Below are 22,284 nucleotides of genomic sequence, written 5' to 3'. Positions count from 1 at the left end.
ATTTACGATAATAACATTTTCCATGCGCTTTCAACATCATTAAAACTTAAAAAGTCTTTTGCTTTTTTATGTTTTTCTTCTGTGGATAAAGAACTTAAATTATGTTGGTTTTTAAAAGCCTGAATGTCTTTTTCTTCAGGTAAGTTTTCAACATTTCCTAATAACCCTAAATCGTTTCCTGTTAAAACAGCGCTTTCTCTTATTCTTTTTGGCAAAGCATCAACACCTATTCCTAATGTAGATAAAGGTTTAGGGATTTCAAAAAAACCAGATTTTGCACGACTATAATAGCTACCACCAGCTCTTGCAACTAAATCTAGTTTATTTTGGTCTATAGCATTGTTTTCATCTAAAACAGCTTCAGATATATGCATTTTAACCACTTCACAGATAATTAAGTTTCCCGCTCCTGCTTCTTTTCCTAAATGGATAATCTCATTAACCTTACATTCCATTTGCACAGGACTTTCGGCCACTCTAAACGGTTTTACCACCTCTGACTTAAGCATGGTTAAACCAGCTTTTTCAAATTCGTTAACACCTTCTGGATACTCTGTACTACTTAATGACATTTGTTGTACAATGTCATGATTTACCACATTTATAACTACTTCTTTTGTTGCTTCAGCATTTTCTAACGTATGCTTTGTTGTGTTATCTCTTACACGACGTGCAGGCGAAAAAATTAAAATTGGTGGATTAGCACTAAAAACATTAAAAAAACTAAAAGGTGATAAATTTGGGTTGCCATTAGCATCTACAGTACTAGCAAACGCAATTGGTCTTGGTGCTACAGCACTAAGTAAATAACCATGTAATTTTGCAGTAGAAAACTCTTGAGGTGAAAATGATAACATACTATCTATTAGTTTTAGCAAAAATACGTAATCTGACACGCAACTAAAAGTGAATTACTGACCAACTCCCACAATATTATTAACAGATTTGCATTATATTAACAACAAAAATTAACCATCATGTTTTTTACTAAACATCGTCAGCTTATTCGCTGGATTATAATTGTTGCCTCTTTTGCTATTATTTCTTTAATCTTATGGAATACCTATGTGTTTTTTCAAAAGTTTAAAGCAGAAGAACGTGCTAAAATGGAAATATGGAGTCAGGCACAAGAAAACTTTATTGAAGCAGAAGACGATACAGATATAGATTTACTAATAAAAATATTAAACAGTAATACTACCACACCAATTATTGTTATTTATAAAGATGAAACGGTAAGTAGTTACAGCAATATTGAAACTAATGGCTTATCTGATTCTTTATTTTTAGCAAAGCATAAAAACAAACTTATAGAGCAGTTTAAAACTGAAAATCCACCAATAGAAATACGCTATAAAGACGAATTATATTCTACGCTGTATTATGGAAACTCGCCACTATTAAACAAACTTAAATATTATCCTTTAGCGCTTTTACTAATTATAGTTTTGTTTGCAGCAGTGGTTTACTTTTTTTATCGAAGTTCTAAAATTGCAACTCAAAATAAATTGTGGTCTGGAATGGCAAAAGAAACTGCGCATCAAATTGGCACACCTTTATCTTCCTTAATTGGTTGGACAGAAATTTTAAAAAGCGAAAACACCAATCCAGAATATATTAAAGAAATAGAAAAAGATATCCATCGTTTACAAACTATTACAGAACGATTTAGCAAAATAGGCTCTTTACCAACTCTTGAAAAAGCAGATATTGTTGCCGAAACACAAGAAGCGTTTGATTATTTAAAAACGCGATCGTCCAAACTTATCAATTTTGATATTGAAGTACCAGAGCATCCTATTTATGTTAATTTAAATAAACAACTCTATGGTTGGACCATAGAAAATTTAGTGAAAAATGCTATTGATGCCATGAAAGGAAGAGGTGATTTACAAATTAAAATCACTCAAATAGAGCAGCAAGTAAACGTTACAGTAATAGATACAGGTAAAGGTATTAGTAAAACAGAATACAATTCTATTTTTCAACCAGGTTACACCACTAAAAAACGTGGTTGGGGACTGGGATTATCTTTAGCAAAACGTATAGTTGAAGATTTTCATAACGGAAAAATAAGAGTATTACACTCGGAAATTGGAAAAGGTACGACGATGCTAATGAGCCTAAAAACAATATAAATGTCTGAAAAACTAATTACTATAAAGTCTGTTAATTTAAACAACCATTGTCCAGAATGTTTTAGTAAAACAGGTTTACAAATTACCTTTAAACAACGTTTTGTAGAAACTGCTTTTTATAAAAGTATTACTAAAGACGTTGATACCGAAATGCATTGTACAGTCTGTAATACTAAAATTTATCCCTCACAATGGACCGATGATATTGAACGTGTTTACGATTACCAAATGAAGGCTTTTCAGCCTAAAAAAGCTTCAAAAAAATATAAAGGTTTATTTTGGATTATATTAGTTGCTACTGTAGCAATCACTGCTTCTGTAATTGGTATTACTATTTATAAATTATAAATTAGACTGTATTGCTTTAGCTAAGTCTTCAAACTGATCTTTAGTTAAAGACACTTTGTTTATAAAACGTGCATCTTCCATAGAGTTTAACGGAATTAAATGTACGTGTACATGAGGCACTTCTAATCCAATAACACTTACACCTATGCGTTTGCAAGGGACTGTTTTTTCTAAAGCAATAGCTACAGTTCTGGAAAATTGCATTAAACCATTATAGGTGGCTTCATCTAAATCAAACAGTTTATCTACTTCCTTTTTAGGTATACACAAAGTGTGTCCTTTAGCATTGGGATTAACATCTAAAAAAGCTAAAAAATCTTTGGTTTCTGCAACTTTATAACAAGGAATTTCTCCATTAACTATTTTTGTGAATATTGATGCCATAACTAAATTGATTTAAACATTAAAGATAAAAAAAGATTCCCGCTTATATGAAAAATGTTTCAGTATAAAGAGGAATCTTTTTTAGGTTGTGTCTTTTGCTCACTTGAACTGTACACAGTGAACAAATATAGATTATCGGCTAATTTCGATAATATCAAATTTCATGGTACCATTAGGCACTTGGATTTCGGCAACATCACCAACAGATTTACCTAATAGTCCTTTACCAATTGGGCTATTAACAGAAATTTTTCCAGATGCTAAATCGGCTTCACCATCTGCCACTAAAGTATAGACCATTTCCATACCATTGGTTTGGTTTTTAATTTTTACTTTAGATAACACTAATATTTTAGACGTGTCCATTTGGGACTCGTCAATAACACGCGCTCCTGCTAATTGGTCTTCTAATTTAGAGATACGCATTTCTAACATGCCTTGAGCTTCTTTTGCTGCATCATATTCGGCATTTTCACTTAAATCACCTTTATCTCTTGCTTCCGCAATTGCTTTTGATGCTTTTACGCGCTCTACATCTTTTAGTTGCTTCAACTCTTCACGCAACTTTTTTAATCCTTCTGCGGTATAATAAGATACTTTACTCATAGTTTTTTCGTTTAAATAAAAAAGACGCTATTACAAATTAGCGTTAAACACAAAAATCTCGTCGACACGAGATTTTGTATTACAAATATACAAAATATTTAATTCAACGTTGTATTTATTGTAAATTGCAATGCTATAAAACATTATAAATTAGTTATGAAAAGGTCTTTATTTACAATTGTTTTCTGTGTGTCTTTAATTTTGTCTTGTCAAAAAAATGATGACAATGACAATAACAACAACTATATACCAAATATTGCTTTTGATACTTTGGATTCTATTAATACAGCATTACCGCAATACAATAACTTACAATTCCCTGGAAATTTTGTAGTACTTAATGCATTTGGCTACAACGGAATTGTTATTTACAGTAAAGGCAATAACACCTATTCTGCTTTTGAAATTACAGATCCAAATCATGCTCCTTCTGGCTGTTCATCTCTAACTGTAGAGGGTATTGCTGCTACCTGTAATTGTGAGGACAATAACAGTTATAATATTGTAGATGGAGCACCTTTTGATGGCACGACTGGACAATTTAGCTTAAAGCCTTATTTTGTAGAAGTTAGCGGAAGTGTTATCCGTGTATACAACAACTAAAAAAGCACCTCTTAGTAAGAGATGCTTTTCATAATAGATTGGATGTTTTAATTAAAACTTTAGCGTCATTCCCATTAAAAAATTAGTGGTTGCTTGAGGATAATAAAAGTTTTCTGTTATAGCTGCATCATTAGAATTTTCTGGTCTATAAAAATAACTGTAGGTATATCCATTAGACACATACTCATTATTAAATATATTATTTACCAATAGGTTTAAAGCTATCTCTTTAATCCATTGTGGTTTTATTTTGTAAGACAAGTTTAAATTATTGACAAAATAAGCGTCCATACTTTTACTATCACTAGAGGTATTGTCTAAAAATTGCTGACCTACATATTTAGACAATAAAGCAATACTTCCGTTTTTTATTGGAGAATACGTCAATGTACTTCCGAAAATTACATTTGGCGAAAACGAAATATCTGTATCCTCAAACGTGGTAACAACTGGCTCATAAGACACTGTATCAAACGTATTTGGATCGTATTGCGTATCATAGACAACATAATCAAACGATTTTATTTTGTTTTGACTAAAGGTCGCATTAGCATCCAATCTAAATTTATCAGAGAATGAGTAGCCTGCTTGCAGCTCTATACCAGCTCTGTAACTATCTGCAACGTTTTGTCGTATTGGGTCACCAACATCGTCTAAATCTCCAGTCAATACCAATTGATCTTTATAATTCATGTAATACAAATTAGCAGTAAAGTAATACTTTGGAGCACGCAGTTTGTAACCAAACTCAAAATCATGTAATTGTTCAGATTTTGGTTGGATTGGGTTTTTGGTTAAATCGTCACGATTAGGCTCTCTGTTTCCTACTGCATAAGACCCATAAATACTGTTGTAATTATTAATTCTGTAGGTTAATCCAAATTTAGGATTGAAAAAATTATACGTTTCTTTAACATTAATATTTACTAAATCAGAACTTGTTCCAACCGACTCGTAATTAACGGTTCTGTATTGTAAATCTAATAAAGCGAATAGATTAGCATTAATATTATACTCTGCTTTAACGTAGGTATTAAAGTCTTGCTTATCTCCGTAACTAAAATAATAATTACTTCTAATAGGAATTGAAGATTCAAAAGAGTCCCAAATGATTTCTCCAAAATGATCTCCTTTATAAGTGTTGTAACCTCCTCCTAAATAAAGATTTAAGTCATTTTTTTTGTAGTTAAGCGAATACACTATAGCTGTAAAATTATTATCCAACCAACGTCTTCTAATGACATCACCTTCCTCAGAAGCATTTGGACTATTTGGGAAATAGTCACCTAGCTCTTCATCGTCTTTATACTGCTCAAAATACCCTTTACCTCTTGTGAAATTTCCTGATAAATTTGCGGAAAAATTAGAGTTAAATTGATGCGAAGCATGTAATTGATAATGCGTTTGCTGGTAGTTATCTACTTCATTATCGTAAGTATAATAATTATAGGTTCTGCCAGAATTTAAAAGATTTTCAGCTTCAGCATCACTTGGATAGTTTCTGTCAATAAATGCTTGGATACCTGCTCTGTCATTATTTACAACAGCTTCTGGTGTACCATACCATGATTGATACGTTTCTTCTTTCCCACCAAAAACAATAGCTTTGATAGAAGTTTTATTATCTAAATATCCAGCTTCTGCATAATAACTATTTAAATCTGCACGTGCTCTGTCTATATAACCATCACTTTGAATATTAGATAGTCTTGCTTCTGCATAAAAGTTATTGTTAACACCAGATCCTATACTAATATTGTGCTTTCTTGTACCAAAACTACCAAAAGCATTAGTGGTAGTTGCGTACCCAACAGATGAAGGATTTAGAGTTTTTAAGTTTAAACTAGCACCAAAAGCTCCAGAACCATTAGTAGAAGTTCCAACACCACGTTGTAGCTGAATATCTTCTACTGAGCTCACAAAATCTGGCATATTTACCCAAAATGTTCCTTGGCTTTCTGCATCGTTATAAGGAATTCCGTTAATAGTTACGTTTACTCTTGTAGCATCACTTCCACGAACTCTAATACCAGTATATCCTACTCCTGCTCCTGCATCACTTGTAGTGACTACAGAAGGTAATTGATCTAGTAAAATTGGTAAATCTTGACCTAAGTTAATAGATTCTAACTCCTCTTTGGTGATGGTTGAAAAAGCAACTGGTGTTTTGTCTTTTGCTCTGGTTGCAGACAATAAGACTTCGTCTAATTGTTCAACTTTAGTTGAATCTTTTTGTACATTGTTTTGTTGTGCAGAAGCACTGACTGATAACACTAATAGTGTTAAAAAAAGAAAAATAGATTTCATTACGATTACGTTTTATAATCGAATAAAAAGAGGTCATTATTCTTAATTAGTTATTAAATTTAATTTGTGCGTAGCTAAGACAATCTTAACATAACACAATTACACCAAATGGTATTTTAATTTCCTAAACAGCATTACCTGTTCTAGGTTCAATGGGTATGATCTCAGCCGATAATAGGCACCCCTTTTTTGAGAACGTGGCAAAGGTAAAGTAGAAATTTTAAATTTTAATACTGAATTTACATTTTTCTATTAAAAAATAATTTAAGATTGATTTAGTAATATTGCAATATCACGATTATATTAAACAGATAAATACTATTCAATATTTGGTTTTTTACGATTGGCCTTACGTTCTGCATTCATTTTTTTGCTTTTCAACCGTTTTTTTATGACTGCTCTAGGTATTTTGGTAGGCTTTCTTAGCGTTTCAACTTTTAAAGCAGCTTCTAAAATGGATAATGCACGCTGGATGACAATACCTTTATTTTTTAATTGGCTTCTGGTTTCTCCACATTGCAAAATAAGGACTTGATCTTTAGTTAACCTGCTTGATAGTTTTTCTTGTATTAATTGTTTTTGATCCTGAGTTAGCACTAAAGATTCTGCAACAGAAAAACTTAACTCAATTTTAGTAGCAACTTTGTTTACATGCTGTCCTCCACTACCAGAACTTCTAATAGCTTTTAGATTAAACTCTTTTTGTAAAGCAGTTTTATCCAACATATTAAGAGACTTGATGTGTTGGTTTAAGTAAATCGTTAACTGTTTTTACAGGGTTAAAAGTTACTAATGGGACTTCAACAAAAATAGTATTCCAATTGGCCATACTACCATTCCATAATCCTGGTAATTCTAATGCTTTAATGTCTTTATTAACCTTTGTTTTCATGGTTATAAAAGCGGTTTGATGATCTACAAATTTTTGTAAATCGTAGGTTTCACCTTTATAATTTTTAATACTACAAACAATATCTACAGGATTAAAATGGGTTGCATGTTTCAAAATACTTTTCTGTATTTTGGATTTTTTATCTACTTGTGCAGATTCTACAATTTGTAACGACACATTAGCTCCTTCATCTTTTACCCAAAATGGTCCACCACCTGGTTCTCCTTCATTTTGTACCATCCCACAAACACGTATAGGTCTATCTAGTTTATTTTTTAAATAATCTATCTGATATTGCTTTGAGTATTTTTCAAATTCTGGAGAAATAACCACATTCATTTTAGTTATTAAAAACTTTGCAATATCATGTATTTGAGTATTTGTAAGCTCTTTCTCGTCTAAATCTTTAGCATATTTATAAGCTTGTTCTTTAATAGTAATTAATAAGCCTGCTAATAATTTTTTAGATTGTGCTACCTCTTCTTCATATTTATAGACAACAACATTATCTATGTTTTTTATAAAAATGATATCTGCATCAAAGTCGTTTAAATTTTCTAGTAAAGCACCATGACCAGAAGGTCTAAAATACAATTGTTGGTTATCTTCTCTTACAACTTCATCCTTAGTGGTAACAGCTATAGTATCTGTTGCTTCTTTTTGATATGAAAATGAAATATGAAAAGTAGTCTTTGTTTTTTGCTCTACAATGTTTTGAATTCTTGTAAACTCTTCATCAAATTTATCCTTATGCTTTTCAGAAATAGTAAAATGAAGTGTAGCCTCATTGTTTGTAGCTGCGTACAGAGCTGCTTCAAACAAATGCTCTTCAAAAGCACTTGCTAAATGATCTTTATATTTATGAAACGGAAGCAATCCTTTAGGAAAGGAACTAAAATCAAGCTGATTTTGATCTAATATGGCTTTTACAAAAGCGACTAGCTTTTCATCATTTTTTAATTGATTATAATTACTATTAGTTTCTTTTAAATAGTTAATGACCAAATCATAAAAAGGGAGTTTTTCTATACCAATAAAAAACAGAGACAGTTCTGAAGCTTTATGTTTATTAATATAGGCATTAATGCTTTCTTTATTTGGGTTATAGTCTTTTAAAAAGTCAAATAAAAACTTAAACATTCTAGTTGCTGCGCCAGATGCTGGAACAAACTTTATAATGTCTAAGGTCTCTTTTTTAGTCTCGTAAATATCTATAAATTCTGAAGCAGTTTTATAGGATAATTGTACAATGCCATCATTAATTGTAGCTGCTCTTTCAAGGTTAATATAAGGTAATCCATTTTTTAGTAGCTCTAATTGTTGCTCTACTTTTTTAAGGGTTAAGCCTTTCTTTTTTATAAATTCGATATCGGTTTTGCTAAACTTCATTGTTAGTTTCTAGTAGTGCATCTATATGTTTTGTTGCTAGTTGTAAACGCTCTTTTTTATTTCCTTTTAATAAAACATAAGGTTTATTATACTTAATTAAAGTGTCTTCAAATACTTTAAACATAGCGTCTCGCTCTTCGGGTTTGTCGCGTAAATCATCTGCTTCCCAAGGTGTATCAATATACGTTAAAAAGTATAAATGGTATGTGTTTTCTAAAGCGTATTTTTCTATTAAAGGGTCACAGTTTCCAGAATAATAAGTTTCAGAATATACCTTTGTTTCTAGCAAATCGGTATCGCAAATTAAAACTGTATTTGTTTTTTGTGCCAACTTATTTTCTAGTGCCATTTGTCCTTTTGCAATTGGTAATAAATCTTCAGGTTCGCAAGTTTTACGCTCGTTATTCCATTTATTTTGCAAATACTCTCTAGCATATTCTGGAACCCAAACCGAGTTATAATAGCGTGCCAATTGCTGAGACAATGTTGTTTTACCAGTGCTTTCTGGACCAAACAACACAACCTTTATGCAATTTGCTGGTTGTTGTTTAAGTGCTTTTTCCATTGTAAATATCCTTGTATTGCAAGAATTGTAAATATTAAATATTGTAGAGACAGCATCCCTAAACCTCTATAAGCATAAAGCGGAACAGTGATAAGGTCTGCAATAATCCAAAGTATCCAATTCTCTATTTTTTTAGTTGCCATATACCACATGGCTGTAAAAAACAAACCTGATGTAAAAATATCTATATAATTAGCTAGTAATAGCTTGTAATCGTAATAATTATAAACTAAATAGGTGACAAACATGGTTATAAAAAACAATGCTACACCAATTATTTTTTCTTTTTTAGTAGTTCTTGATATTGGCACGACAAATTCATCATTCTTTTTTCTAGACCAATTCCACCAACCAAAAATACTCATAACTGAGTAATAAAAATTCATCATCATATCGCCTAAATATCTTGCTTTATATAGTAAATAAACCGTTATTACAGTAGCTACTAAACCAGTTGGATACACTAAAATGTTTTCTTTTTTAGCATAGTGGACACTTAAAATACCAAATACAAAAGCAATTGCTTCAAGAACAATAAATGTAGACGACGCATTTTTATATGCATCTAAAAAAAAATCAAAAATGTGGCTCATAGTTGCTTCTATCAGTTTTTACTACTTTCATGGTTAAGACACAAATGTCTTGATTTTGAAACGAATCTTTAATTTTTTGATTCAAAAAAGGCATTAACAGGTCAAATTCTCCAAAAATCTGAGTACTTAACGGATTTTCTAAAACTTTAAATTCTGAGTCTCTTAAGGCTTTTATAAAATCAATGACATGTTGTTCATAATCATCTTGCAATGGAGATAACGTTAAATCTACGGATATATTCATCTTATTTTTTTAGATCGTTAAAAAATGAGTCATTATGCTCAAAAGCGGTTCCGATAACCACTAAATCTGCTCCTGCTTGATAGGCCTCTTCTAATTGTTGTTTGTTTCTAATACCACCTCCAACAATTAACGGAATAGTTAGTTCTTGTTTTACTAAACTAATCAAGTGGGTTGGCACAGGATGTAAAGCACCACTACCAGCTTCTAAATAAATTAATTTTTTACCTAGCAACTCTCCTGCTTTAGCTGTATCTGCTACTAATTGTTGTAGTGCTGTTGGTATTGGCAGTGTATTTGTTACTTTTTGCACAGCTGTTTCTTTACCATTTTCAATTAATATATAACCTGTCGGTATGACTTCTAAATTGGTGTTTTTTAATAACGAGACTGCTTCAATTTGTTTTTCTATTAAGTATTTAGGGTTTCGACCAGATATTAATGATAAAAACAAAATAGCATTAGCCTCTTTTGAAATTTGTGTCACGTCTCCTGGAAACAAAACAATAGGTAAATGAGTTAACGGTTTTAATGCAGAAACTAATCGTTGTGTGGCTTCAACTTCAACTGTACTTCCACCTACAAAAATGTGAGTTATTATAGAATTATTGATATTATCGGCTAATTGCGATATTAAATTTACATCAAACTTATCAGGATCTATTAATATAGCCAATAAGTTCTTTTGTTTCGCTTTCGCGGAAAGTATGTCGTTGTAAACAGTCATTATTCTATAACATAAGCACAAGTGAAGCCTTCAAATTCTAAATAATTGGCAGTGTACCTCTTTTTTAATCCTTTATAATCAATCCAGCAAACGGTTTGGTCCTCATTAAATGTAAACGGAATCACTAAAAAATGCTCTCTAAATAGCATACCTGGAGTTGCAAATAGTTTGTATAACGATTCTTTAATTCCCCAAATAACTGTCAACTTGTTAACATAATCATTAGCTTCTGTATCTAGATATTCAAACTCATACTCCACAAATTTTTTAGCAATAATTGCAATTTTATCTCGCTGCATTTCTATGTCAATACCAACTTCTTTATCACTAATAATAACACCAGAAAACGTAAAACTATGTGTAATAGATATATGTTTACCGTCTTTTAGGTGTGGCTTCCCATTAGTGTCATAATACAAATCCTGATCTGTATATCCAAAACTTCTAAGTAGATGTCGTACACTTAAAAACCCACGTTGGTGTAATTGGCTTTTCATACCTAAAACACGCGTTAAACTCTCTGGTTTTAAGTCTAGTGGTTGTATTAAATCGTCGTAAGCTTCTTCAATCTTCCAGATTTTAACAGTAGTTTGTGAGTTTACGGTAATGGTTTTATAGAGAGGCATTTAATATTGTAAAATGTATTAGTTATCTTTGCATCGCCTAAGGCAAATTGGATACTTTGGTTAAGCGAATTTAACCATTTTAAGTGCTATTGCCAAAGGTGTTTCATTTTATAAAAATTAAGAAATAAAAATATGAGTACAAAAACAATTGCTTACGTACCTTACAAAGTAAAAGACCTATCACTTGCAGATTGGGGAAGAAAAGAAATTGAATTAGCTGAAGCAGAAATGCCAGGCTTAATGAGTCTTCGTGAAGAATATAAAAACGAGCAACCTTTAAAAGGAGCACGTATTGCAGGATGTTTACACATGACCATCCAAACTGCGGTTTTAATTGAAACATTACAAGCTTTAGGTGCAGAGGTAACATGGAGTTCTTGTAATATTTTCTCTACACAAGATCAAGCTGCTGCTGCTATTGCTGCTGCAGGAACTGCGGTTTATGCGTGGAAGGATATGACAGAAGAAGAGTTTGATTGGTGTATCGAGCAAACTTTATTTTTTGGTGAAGACCGTAAACCATTAAACATGATTTTAGATGATGGTGGTGATTTAACCAATATGGTTTTAGATAAATACCCAGAATTATCTGAAGATATTAAAGGATTATCTGAAGAAACTACTACAGGTGTACATAGATTATACGAGCGTGTTAAAAATGGCACATTAACAATGCCAGCAATTAACGTAAACGACTCGGTAACAAAGTCTAAATTTGATAACAAATACGGTTGTAAAGAGTCTGCAGTAGATGCTATCCGTCGTGCAACAGACATTATGTTAGCTGGTAAACGAGTGACTGTTTGTGGTTATGGTGATGTTGGTAAAGGTACAGCTGCGTCTTTTAAAGGTGCAGGAAGTATTGTAACCGTTACAGAAATTGATCCAATTTGTGCATTACAAGCTGCAATGGACGGTTTTGAAGTAAAAAAACTAGAAACTGTTGTTGCTAATTCTGATATCATTATTACAACTACTGGAAACAAAGACATTGTACGTGCAGAGCATTTTGAAGCAATGAAAGATAAAACTATAGTGTGTAATATTGGTCACTTTGATAACGAAATCCAAATGGATTGGTTAAACAAAAACTACGGAAACACTAAAGATACTATCAAACCTCAAGTTGATAAATATAACATCAATGGTAAGGACATTATTATCTTAGCAGAAGGACGTTTAGTTAACTTAGGTTGTGCTACAGGACACCCTAGTTTTGTAATGAGTAACTCGTTTACAAACCAAACGTTAGCTCAAATCGAGCTTTGGAAAAATGCAGATAAATATGAAAATGATGTCTATATGTTACCAAAGCATTTAGATGAAAAAGTAGCTAAATTACACTTAGAAAAAATTGGTGTTGAGTTAACAGAACTTAAAGACTACCAAGCAGAATACATTGGCGTAACTGTTGAAGGACCTTACAAGCCTGAGCATTACAGATACTAATAAATAGACATTATGCTGAATTAGTTTCAGCATCTTATTAAATAATTAAAACCCAGACATAACTGTTTGGGTTTTTTCATTTTACTTATTTAATTAGTTACCTTCACAAAACTAAATTTTAAAAATGAGTTTAAAAACACTAGATACCGCAATTAATAATCTTGAGTCTTATATCAATAAGGATACTGCTTTAAACCCTAAGATATCTAAAGCAACTGTAGGATGGCACATAGACCATAGTTTAAAGGTTATCAATAGCGTTTGTTTGTCACTACAAAAATCTGAGCCTAATACGTTTAAAAATAATTTTAGTGTGTTAGGAAAAGTATTTTTTACCCTTGGTTTTTTTCCAAGAGGAAAAGCTAAAGCACCAAAATACGTGAGACCTCCAGAAGTTATTTTAAAAGAAGACTTGTTGCAACAAATGCAACTAGCTAAAACTAATATTAAAACCCTAAGTAATTTAGATAAAGACGCTTATTTTAAGCATCCATTTTTTGGAAACATAAACCAAAAAAGAGTGCCAAAATTTTTAACGCTACATACCAAGCATCACTTAAAGATTATAAAAGAAATATTACAATAGATAAAACAAAAAACCCTTTCAGAATTCTGAAAGGGTTTTTTTTAAATTGTAAAGAAAGTATTTTCTATGCCTCAAAAGGCTCAATAGAAACGTAAGACTTGTTGTCTTTTTTCTTTGTAAATTTTACTAAACCGTCAACTTTAGCATGTAAAGTATGGTCTTTTCCTTGGTATACGTTTTCACCTGGATGGTGTGTGTTACCACGTTGTCTTATGATAATGTTTCCAGCCACAGCAGCTTGTCCACCAAAAATCTTAACGCCTAGACGTTTCGATTCTGATTCTCTACCGTTTTTCGAACTACCAACTCCTTTTTTGTGAGCCATGATCTTAAGTTTTTATATTGTTAATATTAATGCAATTAAAAATTACTTTTCAATTCCACCGTCTAATCTATCTTGTAATTCTTTTAATTCGTCCCACTTACCTTCAGCAGCTAATTTAGCTTGCTTTGGCCAAGTATCTGTAACTAAATGTGCTAATCTAGAACTAGCATCAGAAAGAATTTTACTTAATTCTTCTGGTTTTGCTTTAGCAACCTTTGCAAAAGTTTCGTAACCTGCATTTACTAAGGCTTCTGCAGCTTTAGGTCCTGCACCTTCGATTTTTTTAAGGTCATCTGCTTTTCCAGTAGCTTTCTTAGCAGCAGCTTTAGGTGCAGCTTTTTCAGCTTTTGGTGCAGCAGCTTTTGCTTCTACTTTAGGTTCTGCTTTTTTAGTTTCTTTTTTTGGAGCAGCTTTTTCAGCTTTTTTAGCTGGCTTAGCTCCAGAAGCTACAATGCTTTCAATGATAATTTCAGATAAGGCTTGTCTGTGACCGTTTTTCTTACGGTAACCTTTTCTTCTTTTCTTTTTGAAAACAATAACTTTATCACCTTGAAGGTGCTTTAAGACTTTTGCACTTACTTGTGCTCCGCCTATAGCTGGGGCGCCTACTGTGATTTTGTCACCATCTGCAATTAAAAGAACGTTATCGAAATCTACTTTCTTACCTTCTTCTGTTGCTAAACGGTTAACAAAAACTTTTTGGTCTTTTTCAACTTTAAATTGATGCCCTGCTATCTCTACAATTGCGTACATAGCGTAACGTTTTTATTAATTAATTTATGTAAAATAATCTCATTTTCCTGAGAAAACGGATGCAAATATACTTCTAATTAATTAATCTACAAACGTTTTATTTATTTTGATGGGCAAATCCACTATTTTTAAACAATTGCATACACGTTAATGTAATAACTACTGTTGAAGCAAAACCCATAATGGCTACCACAAAAGCCACTAAACCTATGTGTACATTGTAATCGCCTTTAAAAACCGTTAATAATTCTTTTAAAAAATCTGGATTCACTTCTGTAGCATAAAAGGTAAAAAACACAGTAAATAAAATAGCTGCTATAAACCCAGCAATAACACCAACTGTAAATCCACCTGTATAACTAAAGTTTTCACCCTGTTGCAACTTGTAGTATTTTATGGTTTCGTAGATACCAAACCCCGTTATAACTCCATTAAATAAACTAAAAAAAGGATTGGTATGTAAGTTAAATAAAGATAATATTAAAAAAAAGGCTATTAAACAAGCACTTATTACTAAGCCAAATCTAATTGGGAGAGAACTGATTTTCATAATTAATATGGTTTTGGTTAATTCTGCTATTAAATTTCGTAAAAATGTAATTGATTTCACATAATTTGATGTTAATTTTTAACAAATTAGACTATAAAACCTACTTCTATTGCTATTTTTGTGATATCTGTTGTAACAAAAACCTACAATGGTATACTAATACTTAAACTGATAAATTAAATAATCAAAACACATGAAAAAAAGTTTATTCTCATTAGCTGCTTTGCTTTTAGCTGGTTTTACAGCTACAGCACAAGAGGTTAAGTACGAAGAGTTTGATTTAGATAATGGCTTACACGTTATCTTACATCAAGACAATTCTGCACCAGTAGTAACCGTTGGCGTTATGTATGACGTTGGAGGAAAAGATTTAGGAGGAAGTCCAGACACTGGTCTTAGAACAGGGTTTGCTCACTTTTTTGAGCACCTTTTATTTGAAGGAACTCAAAACATAGATCGTGGTGAATGGTTTAAAATAGTGTCTTCTAATGGTGGAAGTAACAATGCAAACACCTCTTTAGACAGAACATATTATTACGAAGTATTTCCTTCTAATAATTTAGAATTAGGATTATGGATGGAATCCGAGCGTATGTTGCATCCAGTAATTGATCAAGTTGGTGTTGACACACAAAACGAAGTGGTTAAAGAAGAAAAAAGATTACGTTATGACAACTCACCTTACGGTCAGTTTTTATTTGCTGTTAGCGAAAATCTTTTCTCTAAACACCCTTACAAACACAAGAATATTGGAGAAATGTCTGATTTAGACGATTCTACTTTAGAAGAGTTTCAAGCTTATTTTAAAAAATGGTACACACCAAACAATGCTGCTTTAGTAATTGCTGGAGACATTGATGTAGCTGAAGCTAAACGTTTGGCAAAATTATATTTTGAAGACATCCCAAGTGGAGAGGTACCAGTAAGAGATTTTCCTAAAGAAGATCCAATTACAGAAACTATTAACACACAATTTTTTGATCCTAATATTCAGATTCCAGCTATAATTACTGGATACAGAACTCCAGGGTTTGCAGAACGCGACTCGTATATATTAAACATGATTTCTACGTACTTAAGCGACGGAAAATCTTCAAAATTATATAAGAAGTTAGTCGATGACAAAAAAATGGCACTACAAGCTGGAGCAATAAACATTCCTCAAAAAGATTATAGTATATATGCTATTTATGGACTTCCGTTAGGCGATACTTCTTTAGAAACTTTACTTAAAGAAATGGATGAAGAAGTTGTAAAACTTCAAACAGAACTAATTTCTGAAAGAGATTTTCAAAAACTTCAAAATAAATTCGAAAACCAATTTGTAAATTCAAACTCTAGTGTACAAGGTATTGCTAACTCGTTAGTTAGAAACTATATGTTGTACGGAAACACAGAGTTAATCAATTCAGAAATTGATATCTACAGATCGGCTACAAGAGAAGATATACAAGCGGTAGCTAAAAAGTATTTAAACCCTAATCAGCGTGTTGTTTTGGAATATTTACCAAAAAAAGACGATAACTAATAAAAAGACATTTCAAGATATGAAAACAAAAATAACAGCCTTATTAGCGGTATTGTTTATATCTATTTCGGCAACTGCCCAATTAGATCGCTCTAAACAACCAGAACCAGGTCCTGCTCCAACTATTACATTGGAAGTGCCTGGAGAATTTGAATTAAAAAACGGACTAAAAGTCTTAGTTGTAGAAAACCACAAACTACCTAGAGTATCTTACTCGTTAACCATAGACAACCAACCAATTGCTGAAGGTGATAAAGCAGGTGTATCTGCTATGTTAGGTGCAATGTTAGGTAATGGTACAACCAACATCTCTAAAGATGCTTTTAATGAAGAAATCGACTTTTTAGGAGCTAGATTAAATTTTAGTTCGGATGGTGCTTTTGCAAGTGGATTATCTAAATACTCTGAACGAATTTTAGAGCTAATGGCAGACGCAGCTCAAAACCCACTATTTACTCAAGAAGAATTTGATAAAGAAAAACAACGTGTTTTAGACGGTTTAAAAAGCAGCAAAAAAAGTGTTGATGCTGTTGCAGATCGTGTTGGAGGCGCGTTATCTTACGGAACTAAACACCCTTATGGCGAGTTTATTACCGAAGAAACAGTAAACAACATTACTTTAGATAATGTAAGAGCTTTCTACCAAAAATACTTTAACCCAAACAATGCTTATTTAGTAGTTGTTGGAGATGTAGATTTTAAAACTGTTGAAAAACAAGTAAAAAAATACTTCAAAAAATGGGATAAAGGAATTGACATTACCACTAATCTTATCGAGCCAAATAATAATGTACCAAGCACACAAATTAATTTTGTGAATATGGATAATGCTGTACAATCAAACATTTCTTTAACTAACAACGTAAAGTTAAAAATGAATGATCCAGATTATCATGCAGTATTAATTGCTAACAAAATTTTAGGTGGAGGATTTAACAGTTACTTAAACATGAATCTTCGTGAAGCTAATGGTTGGACTTATGGTGCACGTTCTGGAATTGGAACCTCACGTTATGGTGCGTCAAGATTTACTGCTGGAGCTGCTGTTAGAAACATGGTAACAGATAGTGCTGTTGTTGAAACTTTAAAAGAAATAAAGCGTATTAAAAACGAACCCGTTTCTGCAGAAGATTTAGCCAATGCAAAAGCCAAGTATGTTGGTGATTTTGTATTAGCTTTAGAAAGCCCACAAACTATTGCACGTTACGCTTTAAATATTAAGTTAAACAACTTACCATCAGATTTTTATAAAACATATTTATCAAAAATTAATGCTGTTACAGTAGAAGACGTACAACGTGTTGCTAACAAATACTTTAAACCAGAAAATGCAAGAATTATAATTGTTGGTAAAGGAAGTGATGTAATCCCTGGATTAGAAAAAACAGGATTACCAATTAAGTATTTTGATCCTTATGCTAATCCAGTAGAAAAACCTGAGTTTTCTAAACCAATACCAAATGGTGTTACTGCGCAATCTGTTTTAGACAACTATATTAATGCAGTTGGAGGAGCTTCAAACATTAAAATGGTAAATTCTATACAAATGAATGGAGATGTGACTATTGAAGGTGTTCCAATTCCTTTAAAAGTAGAAATGAAAAGAATGGCACCAAACAAAGAGTCTATGGAAATGACTGCTGAAGGTATGGGAACATTAATGAAGCAAAAATGGGATGGAACTGCTGGTTACAGAGAACAGCAAGGACAAAGAATGCCTTTAACTGATGCCGAAGTTGCAGAAAAGCAAACAGATTTAGGTATGTTTCCAGAAACAAAATACGATATGTCTAAAGTTACTTTAGAAAGCATCGTGTCTATTGATGGAGCAGATAACTACAAAGTTAAAGTTATGACTGGAGACAAAGAATCGTTCCGTTTTTATAACGTAGAAACAGGATTGTTAACTCAAACAGAAACAACAACCGAAGCACAAGGTCAATCTATAACTTCAACAGTTAAATACGACAACTATTCTGAAGTAAACGGAGTTATGTTTCCATATGGGCAAACTATTGTAGCAGGTCCACAAACAATCTCTATGAATATTAACAATGTAAAAGTAAACGAAGGTGTTACAGATGCAGATTTTAACTAATAGTTAAAACCAAATATTTTTAAAAAGTCCGAAGCTTAAACGCTTCGGATTTTTTTTGTTTTTCGGTTAGCCAAATACACACCAAATAATATAATTAAAGTCCCTAATCCTTGTGTCCAGCTAAAGCTTTCGCCATCTAAAACGCCCCAAATTAAAGCAACAATAGGCATAATATAGGTTACAGAAGAGGCAAAAACAGGAGTAGACATTTGCACTAATTTGTTAAATAACACTTTAGCTAAAGCAGTACCAAAAAAGGACAGAATAACCACATAGCCAATAGCAGTATTAAAATTGGTATTGTCAAAGTTGTCTAACTTAAAAAAGCCTGCAACAATCAATACAATTAACGCAGGAATAAAAATTACCACATAATTACCAACTGCAATAGCTAAAGGTTTAACGTCTTGCAAATAGCGTTTGATAATATTAACATTAGCAGCATACATTAACGTTGATGCAATCACAAAACCAGCATACCAATAGTTTTGGTTTGGATTTAAGTCTGCACCTTCCAGAATTAAAATAGACGTACCAACAAAACCAATAATAACACCAATAACCTGTCTGGTATTACTCGCTATTTTAAACACTGCTGCACCAAGTAAAACGGTATTTAAAGGCACCAAACTATTTAAAACAGACACCACAGCACTATCTATTTGGGTTTCGGCAATTGCAAAGAAAAAAGCAGGAATAAAAGAGCCTAAAAAACCAGATAAAGCTATCCATTTCCAAGCTTCTTTTTTAATAGATTTTATCTTAGTATAACCAGCTGCAAACAAAAACAAACCCGTAATTATGGTTCTTAAAGCACCTAATTGATAGGCATTTAGACCCAATAATGCCTTTTTAATTAAAATAAAAGACGTTCCCCAAATAAGGGACAAAACAAGTAAATACACCCATTTTGAAGTATTGTTATTTTGCATAGTATAGTTTTACAGTACAAAAATGGAATATTAAAAACAATAACGCATAATATTTAGTAAATTTGTACTTATAATCTTATCATTAAATTCTATAAAAAATGAAATCAATTAAACACATACTAGTATTAGCTTTAGTTACTATAGTTGCATTTAGCTGTAAAAACGAGGCACAACCAGAAGTAAAAACTGCACCTTCGGGTTCTGACACCTCAGAAGTAACTACTAATACCATAAATCCAGATGCAACTTTGGCTAAAGCCGAATTTAAAATTGAAGGTATGACCTGTGCAATGGGTTGCGCTAAAACTATCGAGAAAAAAATAGCTAAAATGGAAGGTGTAAAATCTGCTACAGTAGATTTTGAACGCGAATTAGCGATGGTAGAATATGATGAAGCAATAGTCACTCCTACATCCTTAGAAAACACAGTAACAAGTGTTGCAGACACTTACAAAGTTAAAGACATGCACACTGTAGACGCATTTTCTTCAGCAAAAAAAGAATGCACTATGAAGTGTAAGGAAGATTGCACAAAAGAAAACTGTGCAGATTGCGCTGCTAAAACAGCAGAATGCAAAAAGAAATGTGCTAGCAAAACTGAAGCAGAAAAAATGGCATGTGCAAAAGACTGTAAAAAAGCTTGTTGTGCAGAAGCTAAAAAAGCCTAAACAACACAAACACACATCTTTAAAAAAAGCTTCGAGACATCGAAGCTTTTTTTTTGTGGGAAAATATTTATTATTTTTAATAAAATTTTATAAATGCAGACTTTACCCACCGTAACATTATCTCGCGTGTACTTTAAAAAGGCACATCAAATTAAAATTAGTTTTAAATACAACGACATTTTAATAGATATTTTAAGAGATGTTCCTGGAGCTATGTGGAGTAAAACCTTAAAAAGTTGGTATATAAAAAACACACCCAACCATTTAAAAATACTATTTAAAGTGTTTAAAAACCAAGCTACTGTCAATGCAAAAGACTTATTTGATCAAAGCATGCCCATGCATCAATACCCAGAAAGAAGAATAAGACAATTATCGCAAAACAATAAAGATTTACTCAATAACTTTTATAAGTATTTAAAAGGAAAAAGATACAGCCAAAGCACTATAGACACTTACACACAGCAGATAGCAGATTTTGTAGAATATTACAATACTACTTTAGATCAAATAACAAATAAAGAGGTAGAGCTATTTATAGAAGACGTATACATAAAAAGAAACTACAGTATAAGTACCCAACGCCAATTTGTAAGTGCCTTAAAATTATTTGTGGTGTTTTATCCAAAACTAAATATTAATAATTTGCAATTAGCAAGACCTAATAAATCCAGAAAACTACCCAATGTTTTATCTCAAACAGAAATTTTAAGCTTAATATCTAATACTAGCAATTTAAAACACAAAACTATAATAACGTTGTTGTACTCTTGTGGATTAAGGATAAGCGAGCTGATTAATTTAAAATTAAAAGACATCAATTTAAACCGAAAACAAATACATATAAAAAGTAGTAAAGGCAGAAAGGATAGACTGGTAAGTATAGCAGATCATTTTATACCAATGGTTACAGAATATTATTTAAGCTACAAACCAGAAACCTATTTATTTGAAGGCAATAATGGCGGAACATATAGCGCACAAAGCGTAAGACAATTTATTTCTAAAAATTGCAAAAAAGCCAATTTAAATAAAGTAGTAACACCACATACTTTAAGACATAGTTACGCTACACATTTGTTAGAAAACGGAGTAGATATAAGGTACATACAATCTTTATTAGGGCATGCAAAACCAGAAACCACAATGATTTACACACATGTACAACGAAAAGATTTAATGGCAATAAGCAACCCTTTAGATCTTGCCATACAGAAGTTAAAAAATTCTGAAAAAACAACAAAAAAGTTGTCATAACTGGAAAAATAATCCCAAAAAAACATATATTAGTTGTCATATAACTAGTTGGGCACAAGCTGAAAAATCGAATGGCGAAAAAAATTGGAATTTTAATATTAATCATAATTATCTCAATAATTCTCGCTTCGATATACGGAATTTTGCACAATCAAGCTTCTTATAATATTTCAGAAGAATATTTCACAAATTTTAAATTTGACCAATTTGGACTTTGGGAAAACGGATATGGAGACGAAAGACTAAAAGTTTCGATAGTTGGTATTTTATCAACTTGGTGGTTCGGACTAATAATCGGAATCATTAATGGACTCATCGGAATTAATCAACAAACTTCAAGATTAATGATTAAAGGTGTTGTCGGAGCAACTACTCGGATTTTAATATCTGCATTTATATTCGGAATTTTAGGAGTTTTTGTCGGATATATTACACTTTCAAAATTACATTTTGACTGGAATATACCATCTGATTTAGTTGACCCAAGTAGTTTTTTAGCAGCAGGAACAATGCATACATTCAGCTATCTTGGAGGAATAATCGGACTGATTTACGGAATTAAATATCAATTAAAAATAAAAAAAGCCAGTGCCCAACACCGGCTATAGTTCATTGCTTCTGACTTTCCTCTCGGAAAGTCCTCGCAAATTTGCTATCTTCGGTTTACGGCAGAAAATCCTTGCGGATTTTCACGCAACGAAACCATAGCCAAACACGTT

At 32.0% G+C, this 22,284-nt stretch carries 25 protein-coding genes; 10 read left to right on the top strand and 15 right to left on the bottom strand.

The window, feature by feature from the left end:
- Window positions 1–2: 2 nt before the first annotated feature.
- On the bottom strand, window positions 3–857 hold the full coding sequence (locus tag LY08_RS06520; RefSeq protein ID WP_111659647.1) for a flavin reductase family protein: 855 nt from the start codon (window positions 855–857) through the stop codon (window positions 3–5).
- A gap of 120 nt (window positions 858–977) precedes the next feature.
- Here LY08_RS06520 and LY08_RS06515 point away from each other — a divergent pair, with 120 nt between their 5' ends.
- Together LY08_RS06515 and LY08_RS06510 are read left to right on the top strand one after the other, a co-directional pair.
- On the top strand, window positions 978–2,138 hold the full coding sequence (locus tag LY08_RS06515; RefSeq protein WP_111659646.1) for a sensor histidine kinase: 1,161 nt from the start codon (window positions 978–980) through the stop codon (window positions 2,136–2,138).
- A complete protein-coding gene (locus LY08_RS06510; RefSeq protein WP_111659645.1) occupies window positions 2,139–2,486 on the top strand; it encodes a hypothetical protein in 348 nt (115 codons plus the stop codon).
- Here the strand turns inward: LY08_RS06510 and LY08_RS06505 are convergent.
- Window positions 2,481–2,870 (bottom strand): HIT family protein, encoded by a 390-nt coding sequence (locus LY08_RS06505; RefSeq protein WP_111659644.1) that lies wholly within the window; start codon window positions 2,868–2,870, stop codon window positions 2,481–2,483. The genes LY08_RS06510 and LY08_RS06505 overlap by 6 nt on opposite strands.
- 132 nt (window positions 2,871–3,002) lie before the next feature.
- Window positions 3,003–3,476 carry a transcription elongation factor GreA gene (gene greA / locus LY08_RS06500; RefSeq protein WP_111659643.1) on the bottom strand — a complete coding sequence of 158 codons (474 nt, stop codon included), beginning with the start codon at window positions 3,474–3,476 and terminating at the stop codon, window positions 3,003–3,005.
- A 156-nt stretch (window positions 3,477–3,632) separates the two neighbouring features.
- On the opposite strand from greA, the gene LY08_RS06495 reads away from it, so the two are divergent.
- Window positions 3,633–4,079: a hypothetical protein gene (locus LY08_RS06495; RefSeq protein ID WP_111659642.1), complete on the top strand. Its 447-nt coding sequence runs from the start codon at window positions 3,633–3,635 to the stop codon at window positions 4,077–4,079.
- 51 nt (window positions 4,080–4,130) lie between these two features.
- Here the strand turns inward: LY08_RS06495 and LY08_RS06490 are convergent, their stop codons facing one another.
- The 8 genes from LY08_RS06490 to LY08_RS06455 form a co-directional block, all read right to left on the bottom strand.
- Window positions 4,131–6,386 (bottom strand): TonB-dependent receptor, encoded by a 2,256-nt coding sequence (locus LY08_RS06490; RefSeq protein ID WP_111659641.1) that lies wholly within the window; start codon window positions 6,384–6,386, stop codon window positions 4,131–4,133.
- Between the two features lie 318 nt (window positions 6,387–6,704).
- Window positions 6,705–7,112, bottom strand: coding sequence for an alternative ribosome rescue aminoacyl-tRNA hydrolase ArfB (gene arfB / locus LY08_RS06485; RefSeq protein WP_111659640.1), 408 nt, complete (start codon window positions 7,110–7,112; stop codon window positions 6,705–6,707).
- Between the two features lies 1 nt (window position 7,113).
- Window positions 7,114–8,667, bottom strand: coding sequence for a DUF4301 family protein (locus tag LY08_RS06480; protein WP_111659639.1), 1,554 nt, complete (start codon window positions 8,665–8,667; stop codon window positions 7,114–7,116).
- Window positions 8,657–9,232: an AAA family ATPase gene (locus tag LY08_RS06475; protein WP_111659638.1), complete on the bottom strand. Its 576-nt coding sequence runs from the start codon at window positions 9,230–9,232 to the stop codon at window positions 8,657–8,659. The genes LY08_RS06480 and LY08_RS06475 overlap by 11 nt, the downstream gene beginning before the upstream one ends.
- Window positions 9,193–9,825, bottom strand: a complete 633-nt coding sequence (gene pnuC / locus LY08_RS06470; protein WP_111659637.1) for a nicotinamide riboside transporter PnuC — start codon at window positions 9,823–9,825, stop codon at window positions 9,193–9,195. Before pnuC ends, LY08_RS06475 begins: the two co-directional genes overlap by 40 nt.
- A complete protein-coding gene (locus tag LY08_RS06465) occupies window positions 9,809–10,069 on the bottom strand; it encodes a hypothetical protein (RefSeq protein WP_111659636.1) in 261 nt (86 codons plus the stop codon). Before LY08_RS06465 ends, pnuC begins: the two co-directional genes overlap by 17 nt.
- Window position 10,070: 1 nt before the next feature.
- Complete coding sequence (locus tag LY08_RS06460; protein WP_111659635.1) at window positions 10,071–10,793, bottom strand: geranylgeranylglyceryl/heptaprenylglyceryl phosphate synthase; 723 nt, start codon at window positions 10,791–10,793, stop codon at window positions 10,071–10,073.
- The gene (locus LY08_RS06455; RefSeq protein ID WP_111659634.1) at window positions 10,793–11,419 is read right to left on the bottom strand and encodes a 4'-phosphopantetheinyl transferase family protein; all 627 of its coding nucleotides are present in this window, start codon (window positions 11,417–11,419) and stop codon (window positions 10,793–10,795) included. Before LY08_RS06455 ends, LY08_RS06460 begins: the two co-directional genes overlap by 1 nt.
- Before the next feature lie 132 nt (window positions 11,420–11,551).
- On the opposite strand from LY08_RS06455, the gene ahcY reads away from it, so the two are divergent.
- The gene (gene ahcY, locus LY08_RS06450; protein ID WP_111659633.1) at window positions 11,552–12,868 is read left to right on the top strand and encodes an adenosylhomocysteinase; all 1,317 of its coding nucleotides are present in this window, start codon (window positions 11,552–11,554) and stop codon (window positions 12,866–12,868) included.
- Window positions 12,869–12,992: 124 nt separating this feature from the next.
- Window positions 12,993–13,454, top strand: coding sequence for a DUF1569 domain-containing protein (locus tag LY08_RS06445; RefSeq protein ID WP_111659632.1), 462 nt, complete (start codon window positions 12,993–12,995; stop codon window positions 13,452–13,454).
- 64 nt (window positions 13,455–13,518) lie between these two features.
- Here the strand turns inward: LY08_RS06445 and rpmA are convergent, their stop codons facing one another.
- The 3 genes from rpmA to LY08_RS06430 form a co-directional block, all read right to left on the bottom strand.
- Window positions 13,519–13,779, bottom strand: coding sequence for a 50S ribosomal protein L27 (rpmA, locus tag LY08_RS06440; protein WP_110474587.1), 261 nt, complete (start codon window positions 13,777–13,779; stop codon window positions 13,519–13,521).
- 42 nt (window positions 13,780–13,821) lie between these two features.
- Window positions 13,822–14,532: a 50S ribosomal protein L21 gene (gene rplU / locus LY08_RS06435; RefSeq protein ID WP_111659631.1), complete on the bottom strand. Its 711-nt coding sequence runs from the start codon at window positions 14,530–14,532 to the stop codon at window positions 13,822–13,824.
- 97 nt (window positions 14,533–14,629) lie between these two features.
- Window positions 14,630–15,082, bottom strand: a complete 453-nt coding sequence (locus LY08_RS06430) for a DUF4199 domain-containing protein (protein ID WP_111659898.1) — start codon at window positions 15,080–15,082, stop codon at window positions 14,630–14,632.
- A gap of 193 nt (window positions 15,083–15,275) precedes the next feature.
- Between LY08_RS06430 and LY08_RS06425 the strand changes: the two genes are divergently transcribed.
- Window positions 15,276–16,610 carry a M16 family metallopeptidase gene (locus LY08_RS06425; RefSeq protein WP_111659630.1) on the top strand — a complete coding sequence of 445 codons (1,335 nt, stop codon included), beginning with the start codon at window positions 15,276–15,278 and terminating at the stop codon, window positions 16,608–16,610.
- A 19-nt stretch (window positions 16,611–16,629) separates the two neighbouring features.
- Window positions 16,630–18,708: a M16 family metallopeptidase gene (locus tag LY08_RS06420; protein WP_111659897.1), complete on the top strand. Its 2,079-nt coding sequence runs from the start codon at window positions 16,630–16,632 to the stop codon at window positions 18,706–18,708.
- 35 nt (window positions 18,709–18,743) lie between these two features.
- Here the strand turns inward: LY08_RS06420 and LY08_RS06415 are convergent, their stop codons facing one another.
- On the bottom strand, window positions 18,744–19,640 hold the full coding sequence (locus LY08_RS06415; RefSeq protein WP_111659629.1) for a DMT family transporter: 897 nt from the start codon (window positions 19,638–19,640) through the stop codon (window positions 18,744–18,746).
- Between the two features lie 98 nt (window positions 19,641–19,738).
- On the opposite strand from LY08_RS06415, the gene LY08_RS06410 reads away from it, so the two are divergent.
- The 3 genes from LY08_RS06410 to LY08_RS06400 all read left to right on the top strand — a co-directional run bounded on the left by LY08_RS06410 (window position 19,739) and on the right by LY08_RS06400 (window position 22,173).
- On the top strand, window positions 19,739–20,308 hold the full coding sequence (locus LY08_RS06410; RefSeq protein WP_111659628.1) for a cation transporter: 570 nt from the start codon (window positions 19,739–19,741) through the stop codon (window positions 20,306–20,308).
- Between the two features lie 93 nt (window positions 20,309–20,401).
- Window positions 20,402–21,565, top strand: coding sequence for a site-specific tyrosine recombinase/integron integrase (xerA, locus tag LY08_RS06405; protein WP_111659627.1), 1,164 nt, complete (start codon window positions 20,402–20,404; stop codon window positions 21,563–21,565).
- A gap of 71 nt (window positions 21,566–21,636) precedes the next feature.
- Complete coding sequence (locus LY08_RS06400; RefSeq protein ID WP_111659626.1) at window positions 21,637–22,173, top strand: hypothetical protein; 537 nt, start codon at window positions 21,637–21,639, stop codon at window positions 22,171–22,173.
- Window positions 22,174–22,284: the final 111 nt, after the last annotated feature.

The sequence above is a fragment of the Olleya aquimaris genome, from assembly GCF_003259525.1.
Lineage (GTDB): Bacteria > Bacteroidota > Bacteroidia > Flavobacteriales > Flavobacteriaceae > Olleya > Olleya aquimaris.
This window is presented reverse-complemented; position numbering and strand designations above follow the sequence as displayed.

Excerpts from the sequence above, each read along its gene's own strand:
- LY08_RS06520 (WP_111659647.1), bottom strand. The coding sequence starts at position 857 with ATGTTATCATTTTCACCTCAAGAGTTTTCTACTGCAAAATTACATGGT.
- LY08_RS06515 (WP_111659646.1), top strand. The coding sequence starts at position 978 with ATGTTTTTTACTAAACATCGTCAGCTTATTCGCTGGATTATAATTGTT.
- LY08_RS06510 (WP_111659645.1), top strand. The coding sequence starts at position 2,139 with ATGTCTGAAAAACTAATTACTATAAAGTCTGTTAATTTAAACAACCAT.
- LY08_RS06505 (WP_111659644.1), bottom strand. The coding sequence starts at position 2,870 with ATGGCATCAATATTCACAAAAATAGTTAATGGAGAAATTCCTTGTTAT.
- greA (WP_111659643.1), bottom strand. The coding sequence starts at position 3,476 with ATGAGTAAAGTATCTTATTATACCGCAGAAGGATTAAAAAAGTTGCGT.
- LY08_RS06495 (WP_111659642.1), top strand. The coding sequence starts at position 3,633 with ATGAAAAGGTCTTTATTTACAATTGTTTTCTGTGTGTCTTTAATTTTG.
- LY08_RS06490 (WP_111659641.1), bottom strand. The coding sequence starts at position 6,386 with ATGAAATCTATTTTTCTTTTTTTAACACTATTAGTGTTATCAGTCAGT.
- arfB (WP_111659640.1), bottom strand. The coding sequence starts at position 7,112 with ATGTTGGATAAAACTGCTTTACAAAAAGAGTTTAATCTAAAAGCTATT.
- LY08_RS06480 (WP_111659639.1), bottom strand. The coding sequence starts at position 8,667 with ATGAAGTTTAGCAAAACCGATATCGAATTTATAAAAAAGAAAGGCTTA.
- LY08_RS06475 (WP_111659638.1), bottom strand. The coding sequence starts at position 9,232 with ATGGAAAAAGCACTTAAACAACAACCAGCAAATTGCATAAAGGTTGTG.
- pnuC (WP_111659637.1), bottom strand. The coding sequence starts at position 9,825 with ATGAGCCACATTTTTGATTTTTTTTTAGATGCATATAAAAATGCGTCG.
- LY08_RS06465 (WP_111659636.1), bottom strand. The coding sequence starts at position 10,069 with ATGAATATATCCGTAGATTTAACGTTATCTCCATTGCAAGATGATTAT.
- LY08_RS06460 (WP_111659635.1), bottom strand. The coding sequence starts at position 10,793 with ATGACTGTTTACAACGACATACTTTCCGCGAAAGCGAAACAAAAGAAC.
- LY08_RS06455 (WP_111659634.1), bottom strand. The coding sequence starts at position 11,419 with ATGCCTCTCTATAAAACCATTACCGTAAACTCACAAACTACTGTTAAA.
- ahcY (WP_111659633.1), top strand. The coding sequence starts at position 11,552 with ATGAGTACAAAAACAATTGCTTACGTACCTTACAAAGTAAAAGACCTA.
- LY08_RS06445 (WP_111659632.1), top strand. The coding sequence starts at position 12,993 with ATGAGTTTAAAAACACTAGATACCGCAATTAATAATCTTGAGTCTTAT.
- rpmA (WP_110474587.1), bottom strand. The coding sequence starts at position 13,779 with ATGGCTCACAAAAAAGGAGTTGGTAGTTCGAAAAACGGTAGAGAATCA.
- rplU (WP_111659631.1), bottom strand. The coding sequence starts at position 14,532 with ATGTACGCAATTGTAGAGATAGCAGGGCATCAATTTAAAGTTGAAAAA.
- LY08_RS06430 (WP_111659898.1), bottom strand. The coding sequence starts at position 15,082 with ATGAAAATCAGTTCTCTCCCAATTAGATTTGGCTTAGTAATAAGTGCT.
- LY08_RS06425 (WP_111659630.1), top strand. The coding sequence starts at position 15,276 with ATGAAAAAAAGTTTATTCTCATTAGCTGCTTTGCTTTTAGCTGGTTTT.
- LY08_RS06420 (WP_111659897.1), top strand. The coding sequence starts at position 16,630 with ATGAAAACAAAAATAACAGCCTTATTAGCGGTATTGTTTATATCTATT.
- LY08_RS06415 (WP_111659629.1), bottom strand. The coding sequence starts at position 19,640 with ATGCAAAATAACAATACTTCAAAATGGGTGTATTTACTTGTTTTGTCC.
- LY08_RS06410 (WP_111659628.1), top strand. The coding sequence starts at position 19,739 with ATGAAATCAATTAAACACATACTAGTATTAGCTTTAGTTACTATAGTT.
- xerA (WP_111659627.1), top strand. The coding sequence starts at position 20,402 with ATGCAGACTTTACCCACCGTAACATTATCTCGCGTGTACTTTAAAAAG.
- LY08_RS06400 (WP_111659626.1), top strand. The coding sequence starts at position 21,637 with ATGGCGAAAAAAATTGGAATTTTAATATTAATCATAATTATCTCAATA.